This window comes from Aeromonas sp. QDB68 (assembly GCF_027707405.1).
Lineage (GTDB): Bacteria > Pseudomonadota > Gammaproteobacteria > Enterobacterales > Aeromonadaceae > Aeromonas > Aeromonas caviae.
Genome location: NZ_JAPCIQ010000001.1, coordinates 83918 through 105389 on the forward strand (window position 1 = coordinate 83918; position 21472 = coordinate 105389).

A 21472-nucleotide genomic window follows, 5' to 3' on the forward strand; every position below is an offset into this window, starting at 1 on the left:
TTGTGGGGGCAAGCGAGGGTTAGTGGCTGTCGACCCAGACAAACTTGAGCACGAACAGCAGGGCCACCACCAGCACGCAGGGGTTGATCTCGCGCCAGCGGCCGGTGCCCGCCTTCATCACGCAGTAGGAGATGAAGCCCACGGCGATCCCCTCGGTGATGGAGAAGCTGAACGGCATCATGACGGCGGTCATGAAGGCCGGCACCGCCTCGGTCAGGTCTTCCCACTTCACCCGGGTCAGCTCGGAGCACATCAGCACGCCCACGTAGATAAGGGCGCCCGCGGCGGCGTAGGCCGGCACCATGGCGGCGACCGGGGAGAAGAGGATGGCCAGCAGGAACAGCACGCCGACCACGATGGCGGTCAGGCCGGTGCGACCGCCCACAGCGACCCCGGAGCTGCTCTCGATATACGCCGTCACGGAGGAGGTGCCCATAAAAGCGCCGCCGACGGAGCTCACGCTATCCACCACCAGGGCCTGCTTCATGCGCGGGAAGTGACCCCTGTCATCGGCCAGCTTGGCGCGGTTGGTGACGCCGATCAGGGTGCCGGAAGAGTCGAACAGGTTGACCAGCATAAAGGAGAAGATGATCCCCGCGAGGCTGATGTCGAGCGACCCCATCAGATCCAGCTGGCCGAAGACCGGTGCAATGCTCGGCGGCATGGAGACGAAGCCCTTGAAGGTGACATCCCCGAACAGGAAGCCCAGCCCTGTGGTGACCACCATGGAGATGAGCACGGCGGAGTGCACGCCACGGGCGGAGAAGATGCAGATCAGGAAGAAGCCCAGCAGCCCCAGCAGGCAGGGCAGGGAGGTGAGATTGCCCACGGTCACCATGGTCGCGGGGCTCGCGACAACGATGCCGGCGTTGTGCAGGCCGAGCAGGGCGATGAGCAGGCCGATGCCGGCGGTGATGCCGACTCGCAGGGTGAGCGGGATGTTGGCGATGAGCCAGTAGCGCACCCGCAGCAAGGTGAGGATCAGCAGGCCCAGGGCGCCCCAGAAGATGGTGCCCATGCCGACCTGCCAGGAGTAGCCCATGCCGGCCACCACCACGAAGGCGAAGAAGGCGTTGAGGCCCATGGCGGGCGCCAGGGCGATGGGCAGGTTGGCCAGGAGACCCATCAGGATGCTGCCGATGCCGGCGATGAGGCAGGTGGTGACGAACACGGCCTGGGTGTCCATGCCCGCAGCAGAGAGGATCTGCGGGTTGACGAACACGATGTAGACCATGGTCAGGAAGGTGGTGATACCGGCGATCACCTCGGTGCGGGCCGTGGTGCCATGACCGCGCAGGGCAAACAGGCGCTCGAGCAGTCCATGCCCGGCAGCCGGGCTGGCGGTCTGCCCGGTAGCGTGATGTGGTTGATTCATGTTGGATTCCAATGGGTAACGTGAAATAAGCAGCAGGGGGGCCGCACCCATCCATGCGGGGTGAAGGGCCCTGTTTCTGGCGGTGAAATGACCAGACTCGTCCTGATACCGTGACAGCGCGCACATTTTTACACAGGCGGCCAGGTTTACAAACCCCGGATCTGCGAGGCGGATCAATGAATAGAGTAAAAATTCAAACGTTTGCTCCGGGAGGCGTTAAAACGGGGCTCGATAGAACCTTATCTATGGGGGCCATCAACGGCTCTTCAGGTAGCGCTCGATAAGCTGGCTGAGCACGGCGTCGCTCTGCTCCAGCAAGGGGTCGAGTGCCAGCCCCAGGCGCTGCAGCAGCAGGCCGGCCTGGGCCTCGCTCAATTTGCGCCCCTCGATGAGGAACTCCTGCTCCGGCAACTGCTTGTCATGGCGGGGGATCAGCACCCAGTCAACCCGTTCGGGCTCGATGGCGGCAAAGACCCGACTGGCTGCCGTGCAGAAGGTGTCGATGTGGTGCTTGCCATCCGGCCCCAGGCAACCGGGTTCAAGCCGGATCTGGATGGTGAGTCTGGGGGCGGTGGGCTGGGTCATGGCGCGTTGTCACTGGGTGAAGGAGGGGATGATTGTAATCCGGAAGGCGATAAAAAGGGGAGCCCATGCTCCCCTTGTCATCACAGCGTTTGCCATGCCGTCCCCGGTCGGTGTGGTCCGGCAGGCCGCCTTGCTTCATCGCCAGGCGCAATTACTTGGCGATACGCTTGTATTTCGCGCGATGCGGCTGGACGGCCTCGGCGCCATAGGTCTTCTTCTTCCACTCTTCGTATTCGGTGAAGTTGCCCTCGAAGAACGCGATCTTGCCCTCGTCCTGATAGTCCAGGATGTGGGTGGCGATGCGGTCGAGGAACCAGCGGTCGTGGGAGATGACCATGGCACAACCCGGGAACTCCAGCAGGGCGTTTTCCAGGGCACGCAGGGTTTCGATGTCCAGGTCGTTGGTCGGTTCATCGAGGAGCAGCACGTTGCCGCCGGTCTGCAGCAGCTTGGCCAGATGCAGACGGCCACGCTCGCCACCGGAGAGCTCGCCGACGCGCTTCTGCTGGTCAGAGCCCTTGAAGTTGAAGCGACCGATGTAGGCGCGGCTCGGGAACTCGTAGTTGCCGATGCGCAGGATGTCCTGACCGTCGGCGACCTCTTCGAACACCGTCTTCTTGTCATCCATGCTGTCGCGGAACTGATCCACCGATGCCAGCACCACGGTTTCGCCCAGGGTGATGGCGCCGGAGTCCGGCTGCTCCTGGCCCGACATCATGCGGAACAGGGTCGACTTACCGGCACCGTTCGGGCCGATGATGCCGACGATGGCACCCTTGGGAATGGCGAACGACAGGTCATCGATCAGCACCCGATCACCGTAGGATTTGCGCAGGTTGGCTACTTCCACCACCTTGTCGCCGAGGCGCGGTCCAGGCGGAATGAACAGCTCGTTGGTCTCGTTGCGCTTCTGGTAGTCGTTGGTATTGAGCTCCTCGAAGCGAGCCATACGAGCCTTGGATTTGGCCTGACGACCTTTCGGATTCTGACGAACCCACTCCAGCTCCTTCTCGATGGACTTGCGACGGGCGGCTTCGGAACTCGCTTCCTGAGCCAGACGCGCGTCTTTCTGCTCCAGCCAGGAGGAGTAGTTGCCTTCCCAGGGGATGCCCTCGCCGCGGTCCAGCTCGAGGATCCAGCCCGCCACGTTGTCGAGGAAGTAGCGGTCGTGGGTGATGGCCACCACGGTGCCCTCGTAGTCGTGCAGGAAGCGCTCCAGCCAGGCCACGGACTCCGCATCCAGGTGGTTGGTCGGTTCGTCCAGCAGCAGCATGTCCGGTTTTTCCAGCAGCAGGCGGCACAGGGCCACGCGGCGACGCTCACCACCGGAGAGGTGCTTGATCTGGGCATCCCAGGCCGGCAGGCGCAGGGCGTCGGCCGCGCGCTCCAGCTGGTTTTCCATGTTGTGGCCGCCCTGGGCGGCGATGATGGCTTCCAGCTCGCCCTGCTCGCGGGCCAGCTTGTCGAAGTCGGCGTCCGGATCGGCATAGGCCGCATAGACCTCGTCCAGACGAGCCATGGCGCGTTTCACCTCGCCCACGGCCTCTTCCACCGCCTCGCGCACTGTCTGCTCCGGATCCAGCTTGGGCTCCTGAGGCAGGTAGCCGATCTTGATGCCGGGCTGCGGGCGGGCTTCCCCTTCGATCTCGGTGTCGAGCCCGGCCATGATGCGCAGCAGGGTGGACTTACCGGCGCCGTTCAGACCCAGCACGCCTATCTTGGCGCCCGGGAAGAAGGAGAGGGAGATGTTTTTGAGAATATGACGCTTGGGCGGCACGACCTTGCCGACCCTGTTCATGGTGTAAATAAATTGAGCCATTGGCTAATTCTCTTCCTTTCAGCAGTTTAATGTCTTGGCATTAACAGACTGATGTCGTGGTGGGGCCGGGTCGGCGGGGCCGACACGGTTCCAAAAAACCCGTCGATTGTAAACCAATGGGAGGAGGGCGGCAAAGCCGCCACCGGGGGGCTGGCGCTGGCTAGGCTGGGGAGCGGGAGGGCCGCATCAGGCCACCCGCCGGGGCTCATGCTTAAGACTTCCTTAACTCTGGCCCGATAGGATACCCACTGAACGGCGGTGCGGGCCCGGATGGTGGTCAGCGTGGCCGTTTCTGCCCCTTGTCCGCATCGTGTCCCGAGTAGTAGAGCACCCGCTGCACATACTCCTGGGTCTCCTGATAGGGAGGCACGCCACCGTGGCGCATCACGGCCTGCTCCCCGGCATTGTAGGCCGCGCTGATCCTGACCCAGTCAGGGCCAAACTGCTTCTCCAGCCATTTCAGGTAGATCATGGCGCCACGGATGTTCTGCTGCGCATCGAACGGACGGGTCACGCCGAAGCGGGCCTGGGTCTCGGGGATGAGCTGCATGACCCCCTGCGCCTGTTTGGGGGAGACGGCCTGGCTGTTCAGATTGGATTCGGCGATGGCGATGGCCAGTGCCAGCCTGGGATCGACCTTGTGACGCAGGGCCGCCTTACGGATCTGGCTTGCTAGCTGCTGCTTGGCGACCGGTTGGCGGGCGATGTAGTGCTCCAGATCGAACGGCGTGCCCGGTTGCACCCAGGGGGCGCCGCCACCTCCCCCGACGCCGCAGTTACCCAGGGGGGCATTGCCGACCCGTGCGTTGTAGTAGCGGGCGGCCTGCTGGTTGCCGAGGCGCATGGCCATGGCCAGGTAGGCGTTGGCGCTGCGGGCGTTGCGGATCCCCTGGGGGCCGCGAGCCAGCAGGCGGCCGATGCGGAAATAGGCCTCGGGGTTGCCGAGGCGAGCCGCAGAGCAGTAGTGGGCGATGGCCTGCCTCGGGTTGCTGCGCTCCAGGGTGGCGCCCTGGCGCAGGGCGCTCATCGCCTTGGGGGCCTGGCGAAAGGCTTCGGCGTGGGCCGGGGTCGTGGTCAGGAGGAGGAGGAGCCCCCAGCCCCAGATGCAGAGTCTCTGCATGATGGATACCTCATTTTCGTATCCGCAAGATATAGGTTCTAGGTGGGCTGGCTGCCAGCCAGATGATGGAACATGTGGTTATGTCTCAGTTCATCAGAGACGAAAATGGTATGGAACTTTTGACCAGGAGATGCACCTGCGGGTTGCGGTGCCCGGAAGAGCGGCAGGACAAAATGACTGCGTAATGCACAGTGGTTGATGCCGTCGTTAATTGCAGAGTGGTAGACTGCGAACGTCATGATGCAATACCTTGTATTTTAGTGGGTTATGGCGTTAAGGCCCTCTCCCTATCGCATGATGTGAGCAACAGGATTAGTTGCGTTCTTCAATTGTTGGGAAGCTCTTATGGGTTATTCAGTGGATGTATCAGTCGTAGTGCCAGCCAAGGATGAGCGGGACAATCTGGCCCCCCTCATCACTGAAATCGATACCGCTTTGGGGGGCAGTTACGACTACGAATTGATCTATGTGGATGACGGCAGCGAGGACGACAGCTACGCACTCCTGTGCGAGCTGAAGGCCCGCTTTGCCAGACTGAGGGTGGTGCGACACGTCAGGGCCGTCGGCCAGAGCATGGCGGTGCTGAGCGGCGTGCGCCAGGGGCGCGGTGACTGGCTGGTGGTCCTCGATGGGGATGGCCAGAACGATCCGGCCGACATTCCCGCCATGCTCGAGGAAGCCAAGCGCCGCTTCGAGGCGGACAAGAATCAGGTGGGACTCATCGGCCATCGCGTCACGCGCCGCGACGACTGGGTCAAGCGCCTCTCGTCGAAACTGGCCAACGGTTTTCGCGATCTGCTGCTCAAGGACGGTATCCCGGATACCGGTTGCGGGCTCAAGGTGGTGCGCCGTGAATGGTACCTGCGCTTGCCCTCCTTCAATCACATGCACCGCTACATTCCCGCCCTGATCCAGGCGCAAGGGGGCGCCATGTCTCCCTGGCCGGTCAATCACAGGCCTCGGCAGGCGGGTGTCTCCAAGTACGGTGTCTGGAACCGGCTCTGGGTCGGGCTGGTGGACGTGGTCGGCGTCTGGTGGTTGCAGCGCCGCTCCAAGGTGGTCGAGATCCGGGAGATTCTGGAGTGATGGATACCCTGCTCTCCATGCCACTGGACTGGCTGGACTGGACCGGTCTGCATGTCACCGGCTGGAAGATCATCGGTTACACCGGGGCGCTCATGTTCGGCGGCCGCTGGCTGGTGCAGTTCATTGCCTCGAAGCGGGCCGGGCGGCCCGTCATTCCCCGCCTGTTCTGGTACATGAGTGTGCTCGGCAGCCTGATGACGCTGAGCTACTTCGTCTTCTCCCCCAAGCAGGACTCCGTCGGCGTGCTGCAGAATCTCTTCCCCACCTTCACCGCCCTCTACAGCCTCTATCTGGACATCCAGCATCGCGGCTGGAACCGGGACAAGCTGGCCACCAACCGGGAGGTGCGCGATGGTGGCGAGTGATCGCTTCTTGCTCGACCAGCGCTCCCTGGGCTGGTTGCTGCTGATCGCTCTGGTGGTGCTGGGAGCGGGTCTGGGCCTGCGGGATCCCTGGCCGGCCGACGAGCCCCGTTTCGCCCTGGTGGCCAAGGAGATGGTGGAGAGCGGCCAGTGGCTGTTCCCCATGCGCGGCGGCGAGATCTACCCGGACAAGCCCCCCATGTTTATGTGGGGGATAGCGATAGGGTATCTGCTGACCGGCTCCATCAAGGTGGCCTTCCTGCTGCCCTCCCTGCTGGCGGGTCTGCTGACCATAGCGCTGGTGTGGGATCTGGGCCGCCGGTTGTGGAGCGCGCAAGTGGGCTTCATGGCCGGCCTGCTGCTGCTGTTCACCGTCCAGTTCACCCTGCAGGCCAAGACGGCGCAGATTGACGCCCTGGTGACCTTCTTCATCACCCTCGGCGTCTACGGTTTCATCCGTTTCCTGCTCTGCGAGGGGGGCTGGCGCTGGTACTGGCTCGGCTGGTTCGCCGCCGGCCTTGGCATCATCACCAAGGGGGTGGGGATCCTGGCCGTGCTGATCCTGATCCCGGCTGTCTGGACCCATAGGGAGCAGATCCGCGCCGCCTCCTGGGCCGACTGGCTGAAAGGGCTGGCGGGGCCCCTGTTCATGCTGCTGGCCATCGGCCTGTGGCTGGTGCCCATGTTGCTCGCCGTGGCCCAGAGCGGGGATCCCGTGCTGCAGGCCTACCGGGACAACATACTGCTGCGCCAGACGGTGACCCGCTATGCCAACTCCTGGCACCACGTCAAACCCTTCTGGTATTACCTCTCTTCGGTGATCCCGCCATTCTGGCTGCCCCTCTCCCTGCTGCTGCCCTGGCTGGTGGTGGCGTGGCGCAAGGCCGTTCAGGGGCGGGACAAGCGCATCATCCTGCTGCTCGGCTACCTGGTGCTGGTGATCGTGTTCTTCTCGGTGTCGCCGGGCAAGCGCGGCGTCTATGTCACGCCGGGCACGCCTGCTCTGGCCCTGCTGACGGCCCCCTTCATCGCCGATCTGCTGGCCCGGCGCTGGCCCGGCAGTCTGCTGTCGGGCCTTGGCTGGTTGCTGGGGATCGTCGGCGTGGGCGGTGCCGCGGCGCTGGTCTTCAGTGCCAGGCTGGCGAGCAAGGCCGGAGAGCTGGGGCCGGCCCCCTGGCTGCCCTTGCTGGTGCTGGGGGTTGCGCTGCTGCTCCTCAACGCCGGGCTGCGCCGGGCGCCCCTCACCGCCATCCTCAGTTCGCTGGCGGTGGGCTGGCTGATCTACTCCTGCTGGATCTGCGTGAAGCTCAATGACCTGCGCACCCCCGAGGGGGTGATGGCACTGGCGGTGGAGCGGGTGCCCGCGGAGAACGCGCTGCTGCTGGCCGGCTTCAAGGAGCAGCATCTGCTGTTTACCCGTCAGCCGCTCTGGCACTACTCCTATCGGATGCCGGACGAGGAGCAGGCTCGCGAGGCGGCGGCCTGGGTGGCAGCCGCCCCCGGCCGCCAGGTGCTGGGGGCAGCCGATCTCATGGCGCGCTGCTTCGAGCCCTCCCTCATGGAGAATCTCGGCAATCGCCACCGCACCGACTGGATGCTGGCCGACAGCTCGGCCCTCAAGCCCGAGTGCCGCGGGCTTACCCCCGGGGTTGAGCCGTTCCACTATGCCCCCGGCCCCTGAGGCTGGAGACCCGGGTCCGGATAAGCAGAAGGGCTGCCAGTGGCAGCCCTTCTTGTTGTCGGATCCCCCGGTGCGATCAGACCTTGCAATATGCCTTGTACCAGTGGACGAAGCTCTCTACCCCTTCCCTCAACCCGACTCTGGGTCTATAGCCGGTTGCTTCGGTACGAACAGGGCCCGTTGGGGGCTCAGGCTTGGTAGTAGGATCTGTACCAGTCGACGAAACTCTCGACCCCCTCTTTCAACCCGACTCTGGGTCTATAGCCGGTAGCTTCGGTACGAACAGCGCCCGTTGGGGGCTCAGGCTTGGTAGTAGGATCTGTACCAGTTGACGAAACTCTCGACCCCCTCTTTCAACCCGACTCTGGGTCTATAACTCGTCGCCTCGAACAGCGCCTCGGTGTCGGCCCAGGTGGCGAGCACATCGCCGGGTTGCATGGGCATCATGTTGCGGATGGCCTGCTTGCCGAGGGCTGCCTCGATGGCCTCCACAAAGTCCAGCAGCCGCACCGGGCTGCCGTTGCCGATGTTGAAGAGCCGATAGGGGGCCGGGCTCGACTCGGTCTGCCCATGCCAGTTCGCCTCGCCGACCGGCGGGCGGTCCGCGATGCGCACTATGCCTTCCACTATGTCGTCGATGTGGGTGAAGTCCCGGCTGAGCTGGCCCTGATTGTAGATGTCGATGGGCTCGCCATTGAGGATGGCGCGCACGAACTTGAACAGCGCCATGTCGGGGCGTCCCCAGGGGCCGTAGACGGTGAAGAAGCGCAGTCCCGTGGTCGGCAATCCATACAGGTGGGAGTAGGAGTGGGCCATCAGCTCGTTGGCCTTCTTGCTCGCCGCATACAGGGAGACGGGGTGATCCACCCCGTCCGAGGTCTTGAACGGCATCTGCTCGTTGAGGCCGTATACCGAGCTGGAGGAGGCGTAGACCAGGTGCCCGACCCCGTGATGGCGGCATCCCTCCAGCACCGTCAGGGTACCGGTGAGGTTGCTGTCTGCGTAGGCAAAGGGGTTGTCCAGGGAGTAGCGCACCCCGGCCTGGGCACCGAGGTGGATCACCCGATCGAACCGCTCCCGGGCACTCTCGCGGGCAAAGAATGCCGCCATGGCTTGCCTGTCCGCGAGATCGCAACGCTCGAAGCGGAACCCGGGCAGCGGCAGGAGCCGGGCCAGGCGCGCCTCCTTCAGGCTCACCTCGTAGTAGTCGTTGAGATTGTCGAGACCGACCACCTCGTGGCCCTCCTTGATGAGCCGCTGCGCCAGGTGAAAACCGATGAAGCCGGCGGCGCCGGTGACGAGATACTTCATTGTGCCTTCTCCAGAATGCGTGCCTGTTCCAGGCTGTTGCCGCGGCCAATGGCGTAATAGGTGAAGCCGCGCTGGTGCAGGCGGGCCGGATCATAGAGGTTGCGGCCGTCGAGGATGACGGGCTGCTTCAGGGTGCGTTTGATGAGCTCGAAGTCGGGGGCGCGGAACTGTTGCCACTCGGTGCAGATGAGCAGGGCATCGGCGCCCTTGAGGGCGGCTTCCTGGGTGCCGCACAGGGCCAGATCGTCGCGCAGGCCGTAAAGGTGCTGGGCCTCTTTCATCGCCTCGGGATCGAACGCCTGCACCTTGCCGCCGGCGGCCCAGATGGCCTCCATCAGCACCCGGCTCGGGGCTTCGCGCATGTCGTCGGTGTTGGGCTTGAAGGCCAGCCCCCAGAGCGCGAAGGTGAGACCGCTCAAGTCTGCACCGAAGTGCTGGTGGAGGCGCTCGGCGAGCCTGTGCTTCTGTCTGTCATTCACCTGCTCCACCGAGCGCAGCAGGGGCACGTCACAGCCGTTTTCGCTGGCGGTATGGATCAGCGCCTTCACATCCTTGGGGAAGCAGGAGCCGCCGTAGCCGCAGCCCGGGTAGATGAAGTGATAGCCGATGCGCGGATCGGCGCCTATCCCCTTGCGCACCTCCTCGATATCGGCCCCGAGGCGCTCCGCCAGCCCGGCCATCTCGTTCATGAAGGAGATCTTGGTGGCCAGCATGGCGTTGGCGGCGTACTTGGTCAGCTCGGCGCTGCGTTCGTCCATCTGGATGATGCGATCGTGCTGGCGGTTGAAGGGGGCGTAGAGCTCTTCCAGCAGGGCGAAGGCATGGGACGAGCCGGTACCGATGATGATGCGATCCGGCCGCAGGCAGTCATTGACGGCGGCCCCCTCCTTGAGGAACTCGGGGTTGGAGACCACCTCCAGGGGCAGCTCGACGCCGCGATCGCGCAGTATGGCCTCTATATGGTGGCGTACCCTGGCGGCGGTGCCGACCGGCACAGTGCTCTTGTTGATCACCACCTTGCCTGCCTGCATCAGCTGACCTATGGTGCCCGCCACCGCCAGCACGTGCTTGAGATCGGCGGAGCCGTCCTCGTCCGGCGGGGTACCGACCGCGATGAAGATGAGCTCGGCGAAGGCTACCCCTTCGGTCACATCCGTGGTGAAGTGCAGGCGGCCGGCCTGATGGTTGGCCTGCACCATGGGGGCGAGGCCGGGTTCGAAGATGGGGATGAACCCCTCCTTGAGGCGCGCCACCTTGGCGGCATCCACATCCACGCAGGTCACCTGGTGGCCCATCTCCGCCAGCACGGCGGCCTGGACCAGACCGACATACCCTATCCCGAATACGGTGACTCTCATCTGCGATAGCTCCTTGAGGCAGACTTGTTGCAAGACAGCCATTCTAGAGCGATTCAACCCCGTGAACAGCGGGCTCTGCCGGGTTTTCAGCGTTTCTTCAGGTTCTCTTCAGCCTGGCCCAAGAGGGAGTGGCAGATCTTGGTGCAGGGGCTGTAACGCTGGGCTGACGAGCACCATTTTGGTGCGTGTGGTCGCGGACTTGTGATCCGGCTCACTCAAACCGGACACTGTGGCCATTACGAAGTCCCGGCCCACGGGGCTCATTCCCGCCAGAGATGGCGGCAGACACTCTTTCACTTCGCATGGACACCCGGTTATGGACAACACCCCCCGCTCTGCGCACCCGCTCTATGAGGATGTGCTCGCCCTGCTGACCGCGGCAGGTTTCGTTTCACTCGGCATCTTCCTGTTCCATCAGGTCGGGCTGCTCACCGGTGGCACCGCCGGGTTGGCCCTGCTGTTGCAGCAGGTGACCGGCATCAGCTTCGGCCTGCTGTTCTTCACCATGAACCTGCCCTTCTATGCCCTGGCCTGGCTCAGGATGGGGCCGCGCTTCACCCTCAATACCTTCGCCGCCGTGGCCACCGTCTCCTTCATGACGGATCACCTCAACGCCGTGTTGCAGATAGGCAAGATTGAGCCCGTCTATGCGGCCCTGATCGGGGGCACCCTGATCGGCATGGGGCTGCTCATCATGTTCCGCCACAAGGCGAGCCTGGGGGGCTTCAACATCCTGGCGCTCTTCATTCAGGACAGGTTCGGCATCCGGGCGGGAAAGCTGCAAATGGGGCTGGATTGTGCCATCGTCATCGCCTCTTTCTTCGTGGTCTCCCCCTGGTTGCTGGCCCTCTCCGTGGTGGCCGCCATCATCTGTAACCTGGTGTTGACACTCAATCACAAGCCGGGCCGCTATCAGATTGCCTGAGCCGCCGGCTTGCCGTGAAACAAAGAGAGCGCCTGATGGCGCTCTTTTTGTATCTGCAGTCTGGGGGGGCTGGTGCTCGGCCCCGGCTCTCTGGGCGGTCCGTTTCCGGGGCCTGGGGGGTTATCGCGATGGACGGCGGCGGGCCCGAGATCAGATCACCATGGGCAGGCCGCTCCGGGGGTGGTGGAGCACCTGGGCCGGGTAGCCGTAGAGCCGCTCGATGAGCGCCGGCGTCAGCACCTCTGCCGGGGCGCCGTCCGCCATCAGGCGGCCCTGCGCCAGCATCACCAGCCGGTCGGCGTAGCGGGCTGCGAGGTTGAGATCGTGCAGCACCACCAGCACGGCGGTGTGGCGGCCGGCCAGGGCGCGGGCCATGGCGAGCAGCTGGTGCTGGTACTTGAGGTCGAGGGCCGAGGTGGGTTCGTCGAGCAGCAGCAGCCTCGGCTGTTGGGGCTCGTCGGGCGCCTGCCAGATCTGGGCCAGTACCCGGGCAAACTGCACGCGCTGGCGCTCCCCGCCGGAGAGGCCCGGGTAGAGGCGGCCAGCCAGATGATCCACCCCTGCGTGGGCCATGGCGGCCCGCACTATGTGGTCGCGCCGGCTGGCGGGCTCGCTGTGGGGCAGGCGCCCCATGGCCACCACCTCCTCGCAGAGGAAGGGAAAGCTCAGGGAGGAGCTCTGGGGCAACACGCCGACCCGGTGCGCCAGCTCGTTGCCGGCCCAGCTCTGGCGTTCCCTGCCGAACAGGGTGATGGAGCCCTGACAGGCCAGCTCGCCGGTCAGGCACTTGAGCAGCGAACTCTTGCCCGCGCCATTGGGGCCGAGCAAGGCGGTCAGACTGCCCGCCTGCAGGCTGAGATCCAGGCAGTCCAGGATGAGGCGGTTGCCCCGGGTGAGGCTGATCTCCCGGCACTCAAGCAGGGGGGAGGGGGTTCCGGGCAAGGGGACTGTCTCCTGTTACAGGGGCCGGCGGCTCTTGACCAAGAGCCAGATGAAGAAGGGAGCCCCCATCAGGGCGGTGATGATGCCGACCGGCATCTCGGCCGGCGCCAGCAGGGTGCGGGCCAGCATGTCGGCGCCCAGCAGCAGGGCTGCCCCGAGCAAGGCGGAGAGCGGCAGCAGCCGGACGTGGTTGGGGCCGGCCAGCAGCCGCGCCAGATGGGGCACCACCAGGCCGACGAAGCCGATCATGCCCGCCACCGCCACCGCCACGCCGACTCCGGCGGCGGTGAGCAGGATGAGCCGCCGCTTGAGGGCCTGCACGTTCACCCCCAGGTGGCGAGCCTCCCCCTCGCCCAGCAGCAGGGCGTTGAGGGGGTTGGCATCGCGCGCGAACAGCAGCAGCAGGGTTGCCAGGGTCAGCAGCGCCAGAGCCACGTCCACCGGCTTGCCTGCTGCCAGCGATCCCATCTGCCACAGGCTCAGGTTGCGCAGCATCTGATCGTCGGCGAGATAGGTGAGCAGGCCGATCACGGCGCCGGAGAGCGCCGTGATGGCGACGCCGGCCAGCAGCATGACGGTGACCGAGGTGCCTCCCTCCCGGGTGCCGAGCAGATAGACGAGGGTGGTGGTCAGCGCCCCGCCGAGGAAGGCGAGCAGGGGCAGCAGGCCGAGGCCGAGCAACGCCTGCAGCTGCTGTCCCAGGGGAGCCAGCAGCACGATGGCCAGGGCGGCGCCGAGCGCCGCGCCGCCGGAGACGCCGATGATGCCGGGATCGGCCAGGGGGTTGCGAAACAGCCCCTGCATCACGGCGCCGCAGAGGCCGAGGATGCCCCCCACCGCGATGCAGAGCAGGGTGCGGGGCAGGCGGATCTCTTTCACGACGAGGAGCTTGTGGGCCTCCATCCCGCTCTCCTGCCCGGCGAACAGGGCGCGCAGGCTTTCGCCAAACGACAGGGACATGGGGCCGGTCGCCAGGGAGCCGACCAGCAGCAGTGCCAGCGCACCGCCGGTGAGGGCCAGCAGCCAGGGCAGTGGCAGGCGCATCATGATCCTTGCTTGATCCACTGGGCGATCTGGTTCGCCTGCTGCAGGGAACGAAGGCTCAGGCCCCCCTGCAGGGCGTGGCCGTCGATGGCGTGGATGGCCCCGCGCTTGCCGGCGGGGGTGGCTTCCAGTGCCGGCACCTGGCCCAGCACGGAGGCGGGATCCTGATACTGCTGCCAGTCGCGCCCGCTCACCAGCACCAGATCCGGCTGCAGCTCGATGAGGGATTCGGTGGAAACGGGTTTGTAGTCGTGCAGCCGGGCCACCGGGTTGACGCCACCGGCCAGGGTGATGAGAGCGCTGGCGGTGGTGTTGCCACCGGCGACGCTGGTGGGTTGCCCCTTGTGCAGCAGCAGGAAGAGCACCTTGAGCGGCTTGTTCTGCTTTGCCTGGGTGGCCAGGGCATCGCTCTGGGCCCGGATCTCCGCCTTCAGGCGCGCGCCGGCGGCCGGATCCTTGAGCAGGGCGGCCAGGGTGTCGATGCGCTCGTCGAGGTTGGCGAGGGTGGGGGCGGTGGGCAGCACGTCCACCGCGACCCCGGCCCGGCGAAGCTGTGCCAGGGCGGGCGGCGGCCCCATCTCGTCACTGCCGATCAGCCGGGTCGGGGCCAGGCTCAGGATCCCCTCGGCGGCCAGGGCGCGGTGGTAGCCGACCCGCGGCAGGTTTTTCGGCTCCGGGCTGCTGATGTCGGTGGCGATGAGGCTCTGCTGGCCCCCCAGCGCCAGGATGAGTTCCGTGGTGGCCGGGCCTATGCTGACGATACGCTCCTTCGCCGCGGCGGGCAGGGAAGAGAGGGAAAGGGCGCAGCCTAACAGGCTGAGAGCGAGGGCAAAACGACGGCCCATGCGAACCTCCGAGGAGTGAGTGAGAGTGGGATTGCCGCCGAGAATATCAAGCCCGCGAGAAAAATGCACTGAGAATGAAAGCGATTATCAATTGCGTTAAGTGGGTCGCTTCATTACAGTATCCGCCGCGACATCGAGCACCATTGCAGATCATCCAGGGGGAGAACCGATGAGCATTGCACAACGCATTCAGACACTGCTGGAGCAGGACCCCAGCGCCCATCCGTCCAGCATCGCCACCCAGCTGGCCGTCAGCGAGTGGGAGGTGGTGCGCCACCTGCCCGCCGACTTGATGACCCAGGTGCCGAGCGATCAGGCCGAAGCCCTGCTGGCGGATCTGGCCGGCTGGGGCCCGGTGACCACCATCGTCGAGTCCGACGGCTCCATCTTCGAGGTGAAAGCCCCCTTCCCCAAGGGCAAGACGGCACGCGGCTACTACAACCTGATGGGACGGGACGGCGAGATGCACGGTCACCTCAGGCTCGACAACGTGGTGGGTATCGCCCTGGTCAGCAAGCTGTTCATGGGCAAGGAGGGGCACTCCTTCCAGTTCTTCGGCCACAGCGGTCGCTGCATTTTCAAGATCTACCTGGGCCGCGACGAGCAGCGCCAGCTGCTGCCTGATCAAGTAGAGCGTTTCATGGCCCTGCGCCACCAGTATCAAGAGGAAGTGAAAGCATGAGTGAACGTCAGGATCGTCTGCAAAATCGCCTGCAACCGGAGATCCGCGAATTCCGCGACGGTTGCCGCACCCTGCAGCTGGCGACCGTGGATGGCGAAGGCAACCCCAATGCCAGCTATGCCCCCTTCGTGCTGCAGGAGGATGGCTACTATGTGCTTATCTCCGAGATCGCCCGCCACGCCCGCAACCTGCAACAGGTGCCCAGGGTCTCTCTGATGCTGATCGAGGACGAGAGCGGCGCCCGCGAGCTGTTTGCCCGCAAGCGCCTCACTTTCGATGCGGTGGCCGAGGTGGTGTCCCGGGACGACGTGCGCTGGGAGCAGGCCGTTTCGGCGCTGGAAGGGCGCTTCGGCGAGATAGTCAGGGGGCTTTCCAACCTCAAGGACTTCGTGTTGTTTCGCCTCAAGCCCGAGCAGGGACTCTTCGTCAAGGGCTTCGGCCAGGCGTTCCGCGTCTCCGGCGACGAGCTGGTGGACTTCGTCCATCTGGTGGAGGGGCACAAGCGCATCGACAACGGCGCCGAGCTGACCAGCCCGGCGGACGAACCTGTCTGACGGACACGAGTCTGGCATGAAAAACGGGCAGCCCAGGCTGCCCGTTTTGTTGTCTGCACGCCCAGGTCACTCCTGCCAGGAGGCCTGGTTGGGGAAGGCATCGCGATCGGCCTGGGAGGCGGTCTCGTTGCATTCTCCCCGGATCTTCCAGGAGGTCTGGCTGAGGACGATGTAGCCACTGCGGCAATACTTGTTCGTCGCCAGCATCTGGGTCAGCTGATCGTCCTGCAGCGCCTCCCGGCGCTCCAGCAGGCTCTTGCTGCGGCGGGTCAGGCGACTGTCATCGTCCTCCTGCAAGCGGCCCGGCAGGGCGTCTAGGGGCGCGGCCTCGAAGGTGAAGCGCTTGCTCCCCTCCTCGTTGATGTGGGTGTGGAACAGGGGGGCCGGGCCATCGGGCGCTATCCCCGGCAGACCGGAGCAGGCGGTGATCGCCGGTAACGACAGCAGCAGGGCAACGGCAGAGAGTTGACGCACACAAGACTCCAATCAGGTGATCGCTTCAGGGCGGGCAGCTTATCACGCCCGCTCGGGTTAAATGGTGGCCAGCAGCTCATCCGTCGTGAGCAGGGTCACGCTTCTGCCTTGAGGCAGGCTCAGATGCCGCCACATGAAGTGGTGGTGCTGGATGATCTGCTCCGCACTCAGGTGCGGCCTGTCCGCCGTGGTATGGGCGTCGGTCACCGCAAAGGCGTCAAAGCCCCTGGCGGCGGCGCTGCGCAACGTGGTATCGACGCAAAAGTCGGTGGCACAGCCGCAGATGAGCAGTCTGTCTACCGACTGCTCTGCCAGCAGGAAGCCGAGCTCGGTGTCGAGGAAGCTGTCACAGGCGGTCTTGCGCACCCGGCTGTCGTGGGGAGACGGGGCAAGATCGGCGTGCAGTTGCCAGCCCGCACTGCCAGGTTCCAGCTCGGAACCCGGTTCGTCGTGTTGCACATAGATGACCCGTCCGTGTTGGCCCCGCACGCGATCGGCCAGACGATTGATGTTGGCGATGACCTGGGCATCCTGATGGCGGGGGTTATCGAACAACCCCTGTTGCATGTCGATGACGAGTAACACATCCATATGAAATCCTTGGGCTATTTTGAGGGTTGCAACCATTGGCTGCAGTCACGGCTTCGGGATTGATGCAGTGCGCCCATATCTTGCTTCATTTCCTTTGCATTTAGCCAGCGTTCCGGCAGGGGAGCGATGTGGACCCTGACATCTGCGTCTCTCCCGGGGGCTGTCTCGTCACCGGTTTGCGGCACGATGAGCGCCACCTTGAGTGCCGGATTGCGGCTGGCGATGCGACTGGCGATCCCGAGTCCCCCCTCCACGTGGAAGTTGCCTGCGATATGCATGATGCGCCTGCCGGGATGCTTGCCCAGATAATCCACCATGCTTTCGGCCATGGTGTCGTCCCAGCTGGTCTGGGCGGCGAAGCGACGGGCATTGCCGTCCGCATCCCCATGGTGCATGGAGGCCATGAACTTCTGGCGGTAGCCGTCATCCCCCAGAGTCAGCTCGCGGGCAAGCTGGCTGCGGCGATTGGCCGGCAGTTTGTCGAGCCAGGCCGGTCCCTCCTGACCGACGCAGCTCACCAGGGGTTTGGGGGCATTGGCGGCGATCACTGGCAGGTGTTGCGCCTTGGCGAACTCCACCAGAGGGCGGTAATCACTCTGGTAGTTGGGCCAGGCATGGCCATCTCGAATGAGGGCCGATTCGCCGATGCGTCCGGCCAGGTAGGCATCCAGCACCGGCTGATCGGCGCGGCTGAACTGCTCCATGGAGAGTACCAGGGCCCGGCCATCGGCTTGCGATATCTCGTCAAGCCCTGCCAGCAGACGGGCCTGCAACAGATGGATGGCTGGATGAGTGTGAAGCTCCCCCACCAGCACGATATCGGCATCCGCCACCCGCGCCACCGCCTGCTCGAAGGTCAGCGCCTGCCCCTGGGCCGTATCGAGCCGTGCGTGATAGAGGGTCTCGGGTGGGGTGTTCTGCGGCGTGGTGGTGCAGGCGGCCAGCAGCAGGGGCAGGGCGAGCAGGGGGAGTCGTCGGATCATGGTTACTCACTCAAGAAACAGGGGATGGGAAAAGGCTGCACCATGGGATGGCGGCATGGCGAGCAAAAAGTGGCGCCAGTGTAAGGGGGAATGACGATAAAGTGAAATGAGAATGATTCACTTTATTGTTGATCTTTGTCTCTGGCGGGGTAATATGCCTTCCGCTTGATAATAATTCTCAATAAGGACTTTGCAGTGGCGCACAACAACACCCCCTCCCTGATAGCCCTCGCCGTGGCGGCCGGGCTGATCTCCCCCGCTTTCGCCGCAGACAAGAAAGCCGATGAAGTCATGGTCGTCAGCGGCTCCCGGATGGAACAGAAGCTGGAAGATGTTTCCGGTCCCATCGGCGTCATTACCTCGGAGCAGATTGAAGAGCAGGTCGTCAGCAACGTCGCCGATCTGTTCCGCTATGAGCCCGGGGTGAGCGTGCAGGGAGGCGCAGGAGATGCCCAGACCTTCACCATTCGCGGCATGAGCGAAAACCGGGTCAAGGTGGTGCAGGACGGTGTGCGCCAGAACGATGCCTACAAGAATGGCGGCGTGGGTCAGACCTACTTCGACACCGACATGATCAAGCAGGTGGAAGTGGCCAAAGGGCCGGCCTCCGCCGCTTACGGTTCCGATGCTCTGGGAGGCGTCATTGCCATCACCACCAAGGATGCTGGCGACTTCCTCAAGGGCCGCGGCAGCTATCTGGATGCGACCACGGGTTATGCCTCCAGCAGCCACCAGAGAATGGCTGGCATCACGGGGGCGCTGCGCACCGGGGAAGTCGAGAACCTGCTGCGCTACACCTGGCGCGATGGCGGTGTCACCCAGAATTATGACGGCGACAAGAACGAGTTCGACATCGTCAGTCAGGCCGTGCTGTTCAAGAGCAAGTGGAATCTCTCCGATGATCAGTTCCTGAAACTGACGGTGGATTACTTCACCGAGGGGCAGGATCCGGATGCCATCGATCTGACCAAGGCGGGCTCCGTCTTCAACCAGCCCATTACCGACAAGGAGACCGACAACCTCTTCCTGGTACTGGATCATGGCCTCGCCCTGAACGCCTCCTGGGCGGATCGCGTGGACAGCAAGATCTACTACAGCCGCGCCAAGCAGACCCTGGATCAGTACGCTTCGTCCAAGTATCCGGTCATGCCGGGCAACCCCTATGTGACCAAGAACTCCCTGGATCACAACGGTTTCGAGCAGGAGAGCCTGGGCGCCCAGGTGAAGTTCAACAAGGCGCTCGCCAGCCAGCGTCTGGCCTGGGGCCTGGAATACGAGCATACCGACAACGAGCGCACCCGCTTCAAGGGGCCGACCGTGCCGGGGGATTTCGTCGGCTACAACGAGCTGAGCTTCCCCTCCACCACCACCGAGCGCAGTGCGCTCTGGGCCTTTGACGAGATCAAGTTCGGCGAGCGCTGGGTGCTGACGCCGGGAGCCCGCTACGACTACTACCGGATGAACCCGGATCAGGATCCCGCCTACACCGGCGAGAACCTCAAGCGTTTCTCCGAAGGGGAGTTCTCGCCCAAGCTGGGGCTGGTGTTCAAGGCGCACGAGGCGGCCAACCTGTTCGCCCAGTACAGCCACGGCTACAAGACCCCCATGTATGACAATGCCTTCTCGACCCTGAGCCACCAGGCATATGGCTATCGCATCGAGCCCAACCCGAACCTCAAGCCCGAGAGCAGCGACGGCATCGATCTGGGGGTGCGCGGCAGCCGTGGCGGGTTCAGCTATGAAGTGGCCACCTTCTACAACAAGTTTGAAGACTTCATCGAGTTGGCCGGGGTCGGCACCGAGGGCCGCACCGCGCTGTATCAGTATCAGAACCTGGACAAGGCGACCACCAAGGGGGCCGAGGCCAAGGCGGACTACTGGCTGAACGATCTGGTCAACGTCTGGGGCAACCTGGCCTACATCGAGGGCAAGGATGGCGAGGGCAACTACATCAACAGCCTGAGCCCCCTGAACGGCAGCGTCGGAGTGCGTCTGGAGCAGCCGAACTGGAACATCAACACCGCCCTGCGCTTTGCCGACGACATGGACAAGGTGGGCAAGGATGCGCGAGGCAACGACAACATCAAGAGCGCAGGCTGGGGCGTGGTGGATCTCTATGCCCAGTTCAAGCCGGTGCAGGACCTGCAGCTCAACGTGGGGGTGTTCAACCTGTTTGACAAGGAGTACGTGAGCTACGAGAGCATCACCGGCCTTGCCGCCACCGCGGATACCAGCAAGCAGACCGAGCCTGGCCGCAACCTCAGTGCACGGGTCAAGTACGTGTTCTGATGGTCGTGGACCAGCATGAAGGAAAAGGGGCCCTCGGGCCCCTTTTGTCATGAAGGTCGGCGTCTGCAAAAAAGAAACCCGCCAGGGGCGGGTGGAAGGATTGCAACACTCATCAGGAAGCGGTGTTACCCAATAGACAGGGGGATGTGACAAAGGTTCAACTTTATTGATATTTATGGTTTTTATCTGTCATGCTGCCTGGGGATCCCCGTCCCGAAATCGGTTATCATTTGTGCCCCTTGTCCCGCTGCCGAGCCCCTATGCCCGCGTTCTCCTGGTTAGCCCTGTTTTTTGGCGCCTTCTACTTCGTTTATGGCGCCTACCTGCCGTTCTGGTCGCTCTGGCTGGAAGGCATTGGGGTGAGGACTGAACAGATAGGGCTGTTGCTGGGGGTGGGCATGGCCATCCGTTTTGCCGGCAACCTGATGGTGATGGGGCGAGTCAAGGGTGCCGGCCAGTTGCTGCCCGTCACCCGCCTGCTCTGTCTGCTGAGTCTGCTGGCCTTCCTCGGTTTCTATCTGGGCCACAGCCTCTGGTGGCTGGTGGTGCTGACCCTAGCGGCCAACTTCATCTACCCGACCCTGATGCCCATGGGAGAGGCACTTGCCACCCGCATGGTGGTTCAGACCCACCTCGACTACGGCAAGGTGCGGCTGTGCGGCTCCTTTGCCTTTATCGTCGCCTCCACCCTGGTGGGGGCCCTGGTGGGCAACTTTGGCAGCGACTGGGTGCTGCACACCATGGTGGCCGGGCTGCTGATCATGCTGGGGCTCAGCCTGCTGCCGCTGCGACCCGCCCCTCGGGAGCTGCAAGGGGAGCGTGCCAAGGCCTCGCTGCTCGTCACGCTCAGGTCGGCCCCGGTGCGCCGCTTCCTGCTCATCACCGCCCTGCTGCAGGGGAGCCACGCGGCCTACTACGGTTTCAGCGCCATCTACTGGAAGAGCGCCGGCTACAGCGGCACCCTGATCGGGTATCTCTGGGCTCTGGGAGTGGTGGCGGAGATCGCCATGTTCGCCGCGGACAAGCGCTTCCTCCAGCGCTTCGGCGCCCAGACCCTGTTTCTGGTGGGGGCCCTTGGCTGTGTGGTGCGCTGGGTGCTGCTCGGCAGTTCTACCGACCTGGCGGTGCTGGTGCTAGGCCAACTGCTGCACGGGGTCACCTTCTGCGTCAGTCACCTCGGCGCCATCCGCTTCATGACCCGCCAGTTGCCCGCGGAGCAGCAGATCCCCACCCAGGCGCTCTATGCGGCCCTGGGTCTTGGCATGACGGTGGCGGCCCTGATGGCGATCTGCGGCGTGCTGTTCGAGCCGCTGGGGGGCGGCATCTTCTTTATCATGGTGCTGGTAGTGCTGCCGGTCTTCGTGTTGCGGCTGCGTGAAGAGAGCCCTGAACAGGGCCGATGACACAGGTCTGCCGGTCTCTGGCGCGGCAGACCTCCGACTTATC

21 protein-coding genes are annotated in these 21472 nt (G+C 64.3%); 8 read left to right on the plus strand and 13 right to left on the minus strand.

The annotated features are described in order from the left end of the window. Positions 1 to 19 precede the first annotated feature (19 nt). From PG892_RS00375 to PG892_RS00395, 5 genes are all read right to left on the minus strand, one after another. On the minus strand, positions 20 to 1375 hold the full coding sequence (locus tag PG892_RS00375; protein WP_210558411.1) for an NCS2 family permease: 1356 nt from the start codon (positions 1373 to 1375) through the stop codon (positions 20 to 22). Positions 1376 to 1630: 255 nt separating this feature from the next. Beyond that, the gene (locus PG892_RS00380) at positions 1631 to 1960 is read right to left on the minus strand and encodes a hypothetical protein (protein ID WP_223915108.1); all 330 of its coding nucleotides are present in this window, start codon (positions 1958 to 1960) and stop codon (positions 1631 to 1633) included. 151 nt (positions 1961 to 2111) lie between these two features. Continuing rightward, positions 2112 to 3779 carry an energy-dependent translational throttle protein EttA gene (ettA, locus tag PG892_RS00385; RefSeq protein WP_043758312.1) on the minus strand — a complete coding sequence of 556 codons (1668 nt, stop codon included), beginning with the start codon at positions 3777 to 3779 and terminating at the stop codon, positions 2112 to 2114. 277 nt (positions 3780 to 4056) lie between these two features. Further along, the gene (locus tag PG892_RS00390; protein ID WP_210555934.1) at positions 4057 to 4899 is read right to left on the minus strand and encodes a lytic transglycosylase domain-containing protein; all 843 of its coding nucleotides are present in this window, start codon (positions 4897 to 4899) and stop codon (positions 4057 to 4059) included. A gap of 38 nt (positions 4900 to 4937) precedes the next feature. Then, on the minus strand, positions 4938 to 5138 hold the full coding sequence (locus PG892_RS00395; protein WP_210555933.1) for a hypothetical protein: 201 nt from the start codon (positions 5136 to 5138) through the stop codon (positions 4938 to 4940). Positions 5139 to 5244: 106 nt separating this feature from the next. Here PG892_RS00395 and PG892_RS00400 point away from each other — a divergent pair, with 106 nt between their 5' ends. The 3 genes from PG892_RS00400 to PG892_RS00410 are packed head-to-tail and all read left to right on the plus strand — an operon-like array spanning position 5245 to position 8028. Beyond that, complete coding sequence (locus PG892_RS00400; RefSeq protein ID WP_210555932.1) at positions 5245 to 5985, plus strand: glycosyltransferase family 2 protein; 741 nt, start codon at positions 5245 to 5247, stop codon at positions 5983 to 5985. Beyond that, complete coding sequence (locus PG892_RS00405; RefSeq protein WP_043758321.1) at positions 5985 to 6350, plus strand: lipid-A-disaccharide synthase N-terminal domain-containing protein; 366 nt, start codon at positions 5985 to 5987, stop codon at positions 6348 to 6350. The genes PG892_RS00400 and PG892_RS00405 overlap by 1 nt, the downstream gene beginning before the upstream one ends. After that, positions 6337 to 8028, plus strand: a complete 1692-nt coding sequence (locus PG892_RS00410; RefSeq protein ID WP_210555931.1) for an ArnT family glycosyltransferase — start codon at positions 6337 to 6339, stop codon at positions 8026 to 8028. Before PG892_RS00405 ends, PG892_RS00410 begins: the two co-directional genes overlap by 14 nt. 300 nt (positions 8029 to 8328) lie before the next feature. Here the strand turns inward: PG892_RS00410 and PG892_RS00415 are convergent, their stop codons facing one another. Next, positions 8329 to 9339: an NAD-dependent epimerase gene (locus tag PG892_RS00415; RefSeq protein WP_227262984.1), complete on the minus strand. Its 1011-nt coding sequence runs from the start codon at positions 9337 to 9339 to the stop codon at positions 8329 to 8331. After that, the gene (locus tag PG892_RS00420; protein ID WP_210555929.1) at positions 9336 to 10697 is read right to left on the minus strand and encodes a UDP-glucose dehydrogenase family protein; all 1362 of its coding nucleotides are present in this window, start codon (positions 10695 to 10697) and stop codon (positions 9336 to 9338) included. The genes PG892_RS00415 and PG892_RS00420 overlap by 4 nt, the downstream gene beginning before the upstream one ends. Before the next feature lie 316 nt (positions 10698 to 11013). On the opposite strand from PG892_RS00420, the gene PG892_RS00425 reads away from it, so the two are divergent. Continuing rightward, complete coding sequence (locus PG892_RS00425; protein ID WP_134695483.1) at positions 11014 to 11622, plus strand: YitT family protein; 609 nt, start codon at positions 11014 to 11016, stop codon at positions 11620 to 11622. A 150-nt stretch (positions 11623 to 11772) separates the two neighbouring features. Here PG892_RS00425 and PG892_RS00430 read toward each other — a convergent pair whose 3' ends face one another. The 3 genes from PG892_RS00430 to PG892_RS00440 are packed head-to-tail and all read right to left on the minus strand — an operon-like array spanning position 11773 to position 14453. Continuing rightward, positions 11773 to 12564: a heme ABC transporter ATP-binding protein gene (locus PG892_RS00430; protein WP_210555928.1), complete on the minus strand. Its 792-nt coding sequence runs from the start codon at positions 12562 to 12564 to the stop codon at positions 11773 to 11775. A gap of 15 nt (positions 12565 to 12579) precedes the next feature. Continuing rightward, positions 12580 to 13611, minus strand: coding sequence for a FecCD family ABC transporter permease (locus PG892_RS00435; protein WP_210555927.1), 1032 nt, complete (start codon positions 13609 to 13611; stop codon positions 12580 to 12582). After that, a complete protein-coding gene (locus PG892_RS00440; RefSeq protein ID WP_210555926.1) occupies positions 13608 to 14453 on the minus strand; it encodes a heme/hemin ABC transporter substrate-binding protein in 846 nt (281 codons plus the stop codon). The genes PG892_RS00435 and PG892_RS00440 overlap by 4 nt, the downstream gene beginning before the upstream one ends. Positions 14454 to 14622: 169 nt before the next feature. On the opposite strand from PG892_RS00440, the gene hutX reads away from it, so the two are divergent. Then, complete coding sequence (hutX, locus tag PG892_RS00445) at positions 14623 to 15135, plus strand: heme utilization cystosolic carrier protein HutX (RefSeq protein WP_210547983.1); 513 nt, start codon at positions 14623 to 14625, stop codon at positions 15133 to 15135. Further along, positions 15132 to 15689, plus strand: coding sequence for a heme utilization protein HutZ (hutZ, locus tag PG892_RS00450; protein WP_210555925.1), 558 nt, complete (start codon positions 15132 to 15134; stop codon positions 15687 to 15689). The genes hutX and hutZ overlap by 4 nt, the downstream gene beginning before the upstream one ends. A gap of 66 nt (positions 15690 to 15755) precedes the next feature. Here hutZ and PG892_RS00455 read toward each other — a convergent pair whose 3' ends face one another. Genes PG892_RS00455 through PG892_RS00465 form a run of 3 tightly spaced genes read right to left on the minus strand, consistent with a single transcriptional unit; the run spans position 15756 to position 17737 of the window. After that, positions 15756 to 16163, minus strand: coding sequence for a hypothetical protein (locus tag PG892_RS00455; RefSeq protein ID WP_134695477.1), 408 nt, complete (start codon positions 16161 to 16163; stop codon positions 15756 to 15758). A 57-nt stretch (positions 16164 to 16220) separates the two neighbouring features. Then, positions 16221 to 16754: a cysteine hydrolase family protein gene (locus PG892_RS00460; protein WP_052815191.1), complete on the minus strand. Its 534-nt coding sequence runs from the start codon at positions 16752 to 16754 to the stop codon at positions 16221 to 16223. Positions 16755 to 16768: 14 nt separating this feature from the next. Continuing rightward, a complete protein-coding gene (locus tag PG892_RS00465) occupies positions 16769 to 17737 on the minus strand; it encodes a ChaN family lipoprotein (protein ID WP_104454683.1) in 969 nt (322 codons plus the stop codon). A 195-nt stretch (positions 17738 to 17932) separates the two neighbouring features. Between PG892_RS00465 and PG892_RS00470 the strand changes: the two genes are divergently transcribed. Both PG892_RS00470 and PG892_RS00475 read left to right on the plus strand, forming a co-directional pair. Continuing rightward, positions 17933 to 20026 (plus strand): TonB-dependent hemoglobin/transferrin/lactoferrin family receptor, encoded by a 2094-nt coding sequence (locus PG892_RS00470; RefSeq protein ID WP_270825075.1) that lies wholly within the window; start codon positions 17933 to 17935, stop codon positions 20024 to 20026. Between the two features lie 260 nt (positions 20027 to 20286). Then, positions 20287 to 21429 carry a 3-phenylpropionate MFS transporter gene (locus tag PG892_RS00475; RefSeq protein WP_103244362.1) on the plus strand — a complete coding sequence of 381 codons (1143 nt, stop codon included), beginning with the start codon at positions 20287 to 20289 and terminating at the stop codon, positions 21427 to 21429. The last annotated feature ends 43 nt before the right edge of the window (positions 21430 to 21472 follow it).

Coding starts and splice junctions, on each gene's coding strand:
- PG892_RS00375 (WP_210558411.1), bottom strand. CDS start 1,375: ATGAATCAACCACATCACGCTACCGGGCAGACCGCCAGCCCGGCTGCC.
- PG892_RS00380 (WP_223915108.1), bottom strand. CDS start 1,960: ATGACCCAGCCCACCGCCCCCAGACTCACCATCCAGATCCGGCTTGAA.
- ettA (WP_043758312.1), bottom strand. CDS start 3,779: ATGGCTCAATTTATTTACACCATGAACAGGGTCGGCAAGGTCGTGCCG.
- PG892_RS00390 (WP_210555934.1), bottom strand. CDS start 4,899: ATGCAGAGACTCTGCATCTGGGGCTGGGGGCTCCTCCTCCTCCTGACC.
- PG892_RS00395 (WP_210555933.1), bottom strand. CDS start 5,138: ATGACGTTCGCAGTCTACCACTCTGCAATTAACGACGGCATCAACCAC.
- PG892_RS00400 (WP_210555932.1), top strand. CDS start 5,245: ATGGGTTATTCAGTGGATGTATCAGTCGTAGTGCCAGCCAAGGATGAG.
- PG892_RS00405 (WP_043758321.1), top strand. CDS start 5,985: ATGGATACCCTGCTCTCCATGCCACTGGACTGGCTGGACTGGACCGGT.
- PG892_RS00410 (WP_210555931.1), top strand. CDS start 6,337: ATGGTGGCGAGTGATCGCTTCTTGCTCGACCAGCGCTCCCTGGGCTGG.
- PG892_RS00415 (WP_227262984.1), bottom strand. CDS start 9,339: ATGAAGTATCTCGTCACCGGCGCCGCCGGCTTCATCGGTTTTCACCTG.
- PG892_RS00420 (WP_210555929.1), bottom strand. CDS start 10,697: ATGAGAGTCACCGTATTCGGGATAGGGTATGTCGGTCTGGTCCAGGCC.
- PG892_RS00425 (WP_134695483.1), top strand. CDS start 11,014: ATGGACAACACCCCCCGCTCTGCGCACCCGCTCTATGAGGATGTGCTC.
- PG892_RS00435 (WP_210555927.1), bottom strand. CDS start 13,611: ATGATGCGCCTGCCACTGCCCTGGCTGCTGGCCCTCACCGGCGGTGCG.
- PG892_RS00440 (WP_210555926.1), bottom strand. CDS start 14,453: ATGGGCCGTCGTTTTGCCCTCGCTCTCAGCCTGTTAGGCTGCGCCCTT.
- hutX (WP_210547983.1), top strand. CDS start 14,623: ATGAGCATTGCACAACGCATTCAGACACTGCTGGAGCAGGACCCCAGC.
- hutZ (WP_210555925.1), top strand. CDS start 15,132: ATGAGTGAACGTCAGGATCGTCTGCAAAATCGCCTGCAACCGGAGATC.
- PG892_RS00460 (WP_052815191.1), bottom strand. CDS start 16,754: ATGGATGTGTTACTCGTCATCGACATGCAACAGGGGTTGTTCGATAAC.
- PG892_RS00465 (WP_104454683.1), bottom strand. CDS start 17,737: ATGATCCGACGACTCCCCCTGCTCGCCCTGCCCCTGCTGCTGGCCGCC.
- PG892_RS00475 (WP_103244362.1), top strand. CDS start 20,287: ATGCCCGCGTTCTCCTGGTTAGCCCTGTTTTTTGGCGCCTTCTACTTC.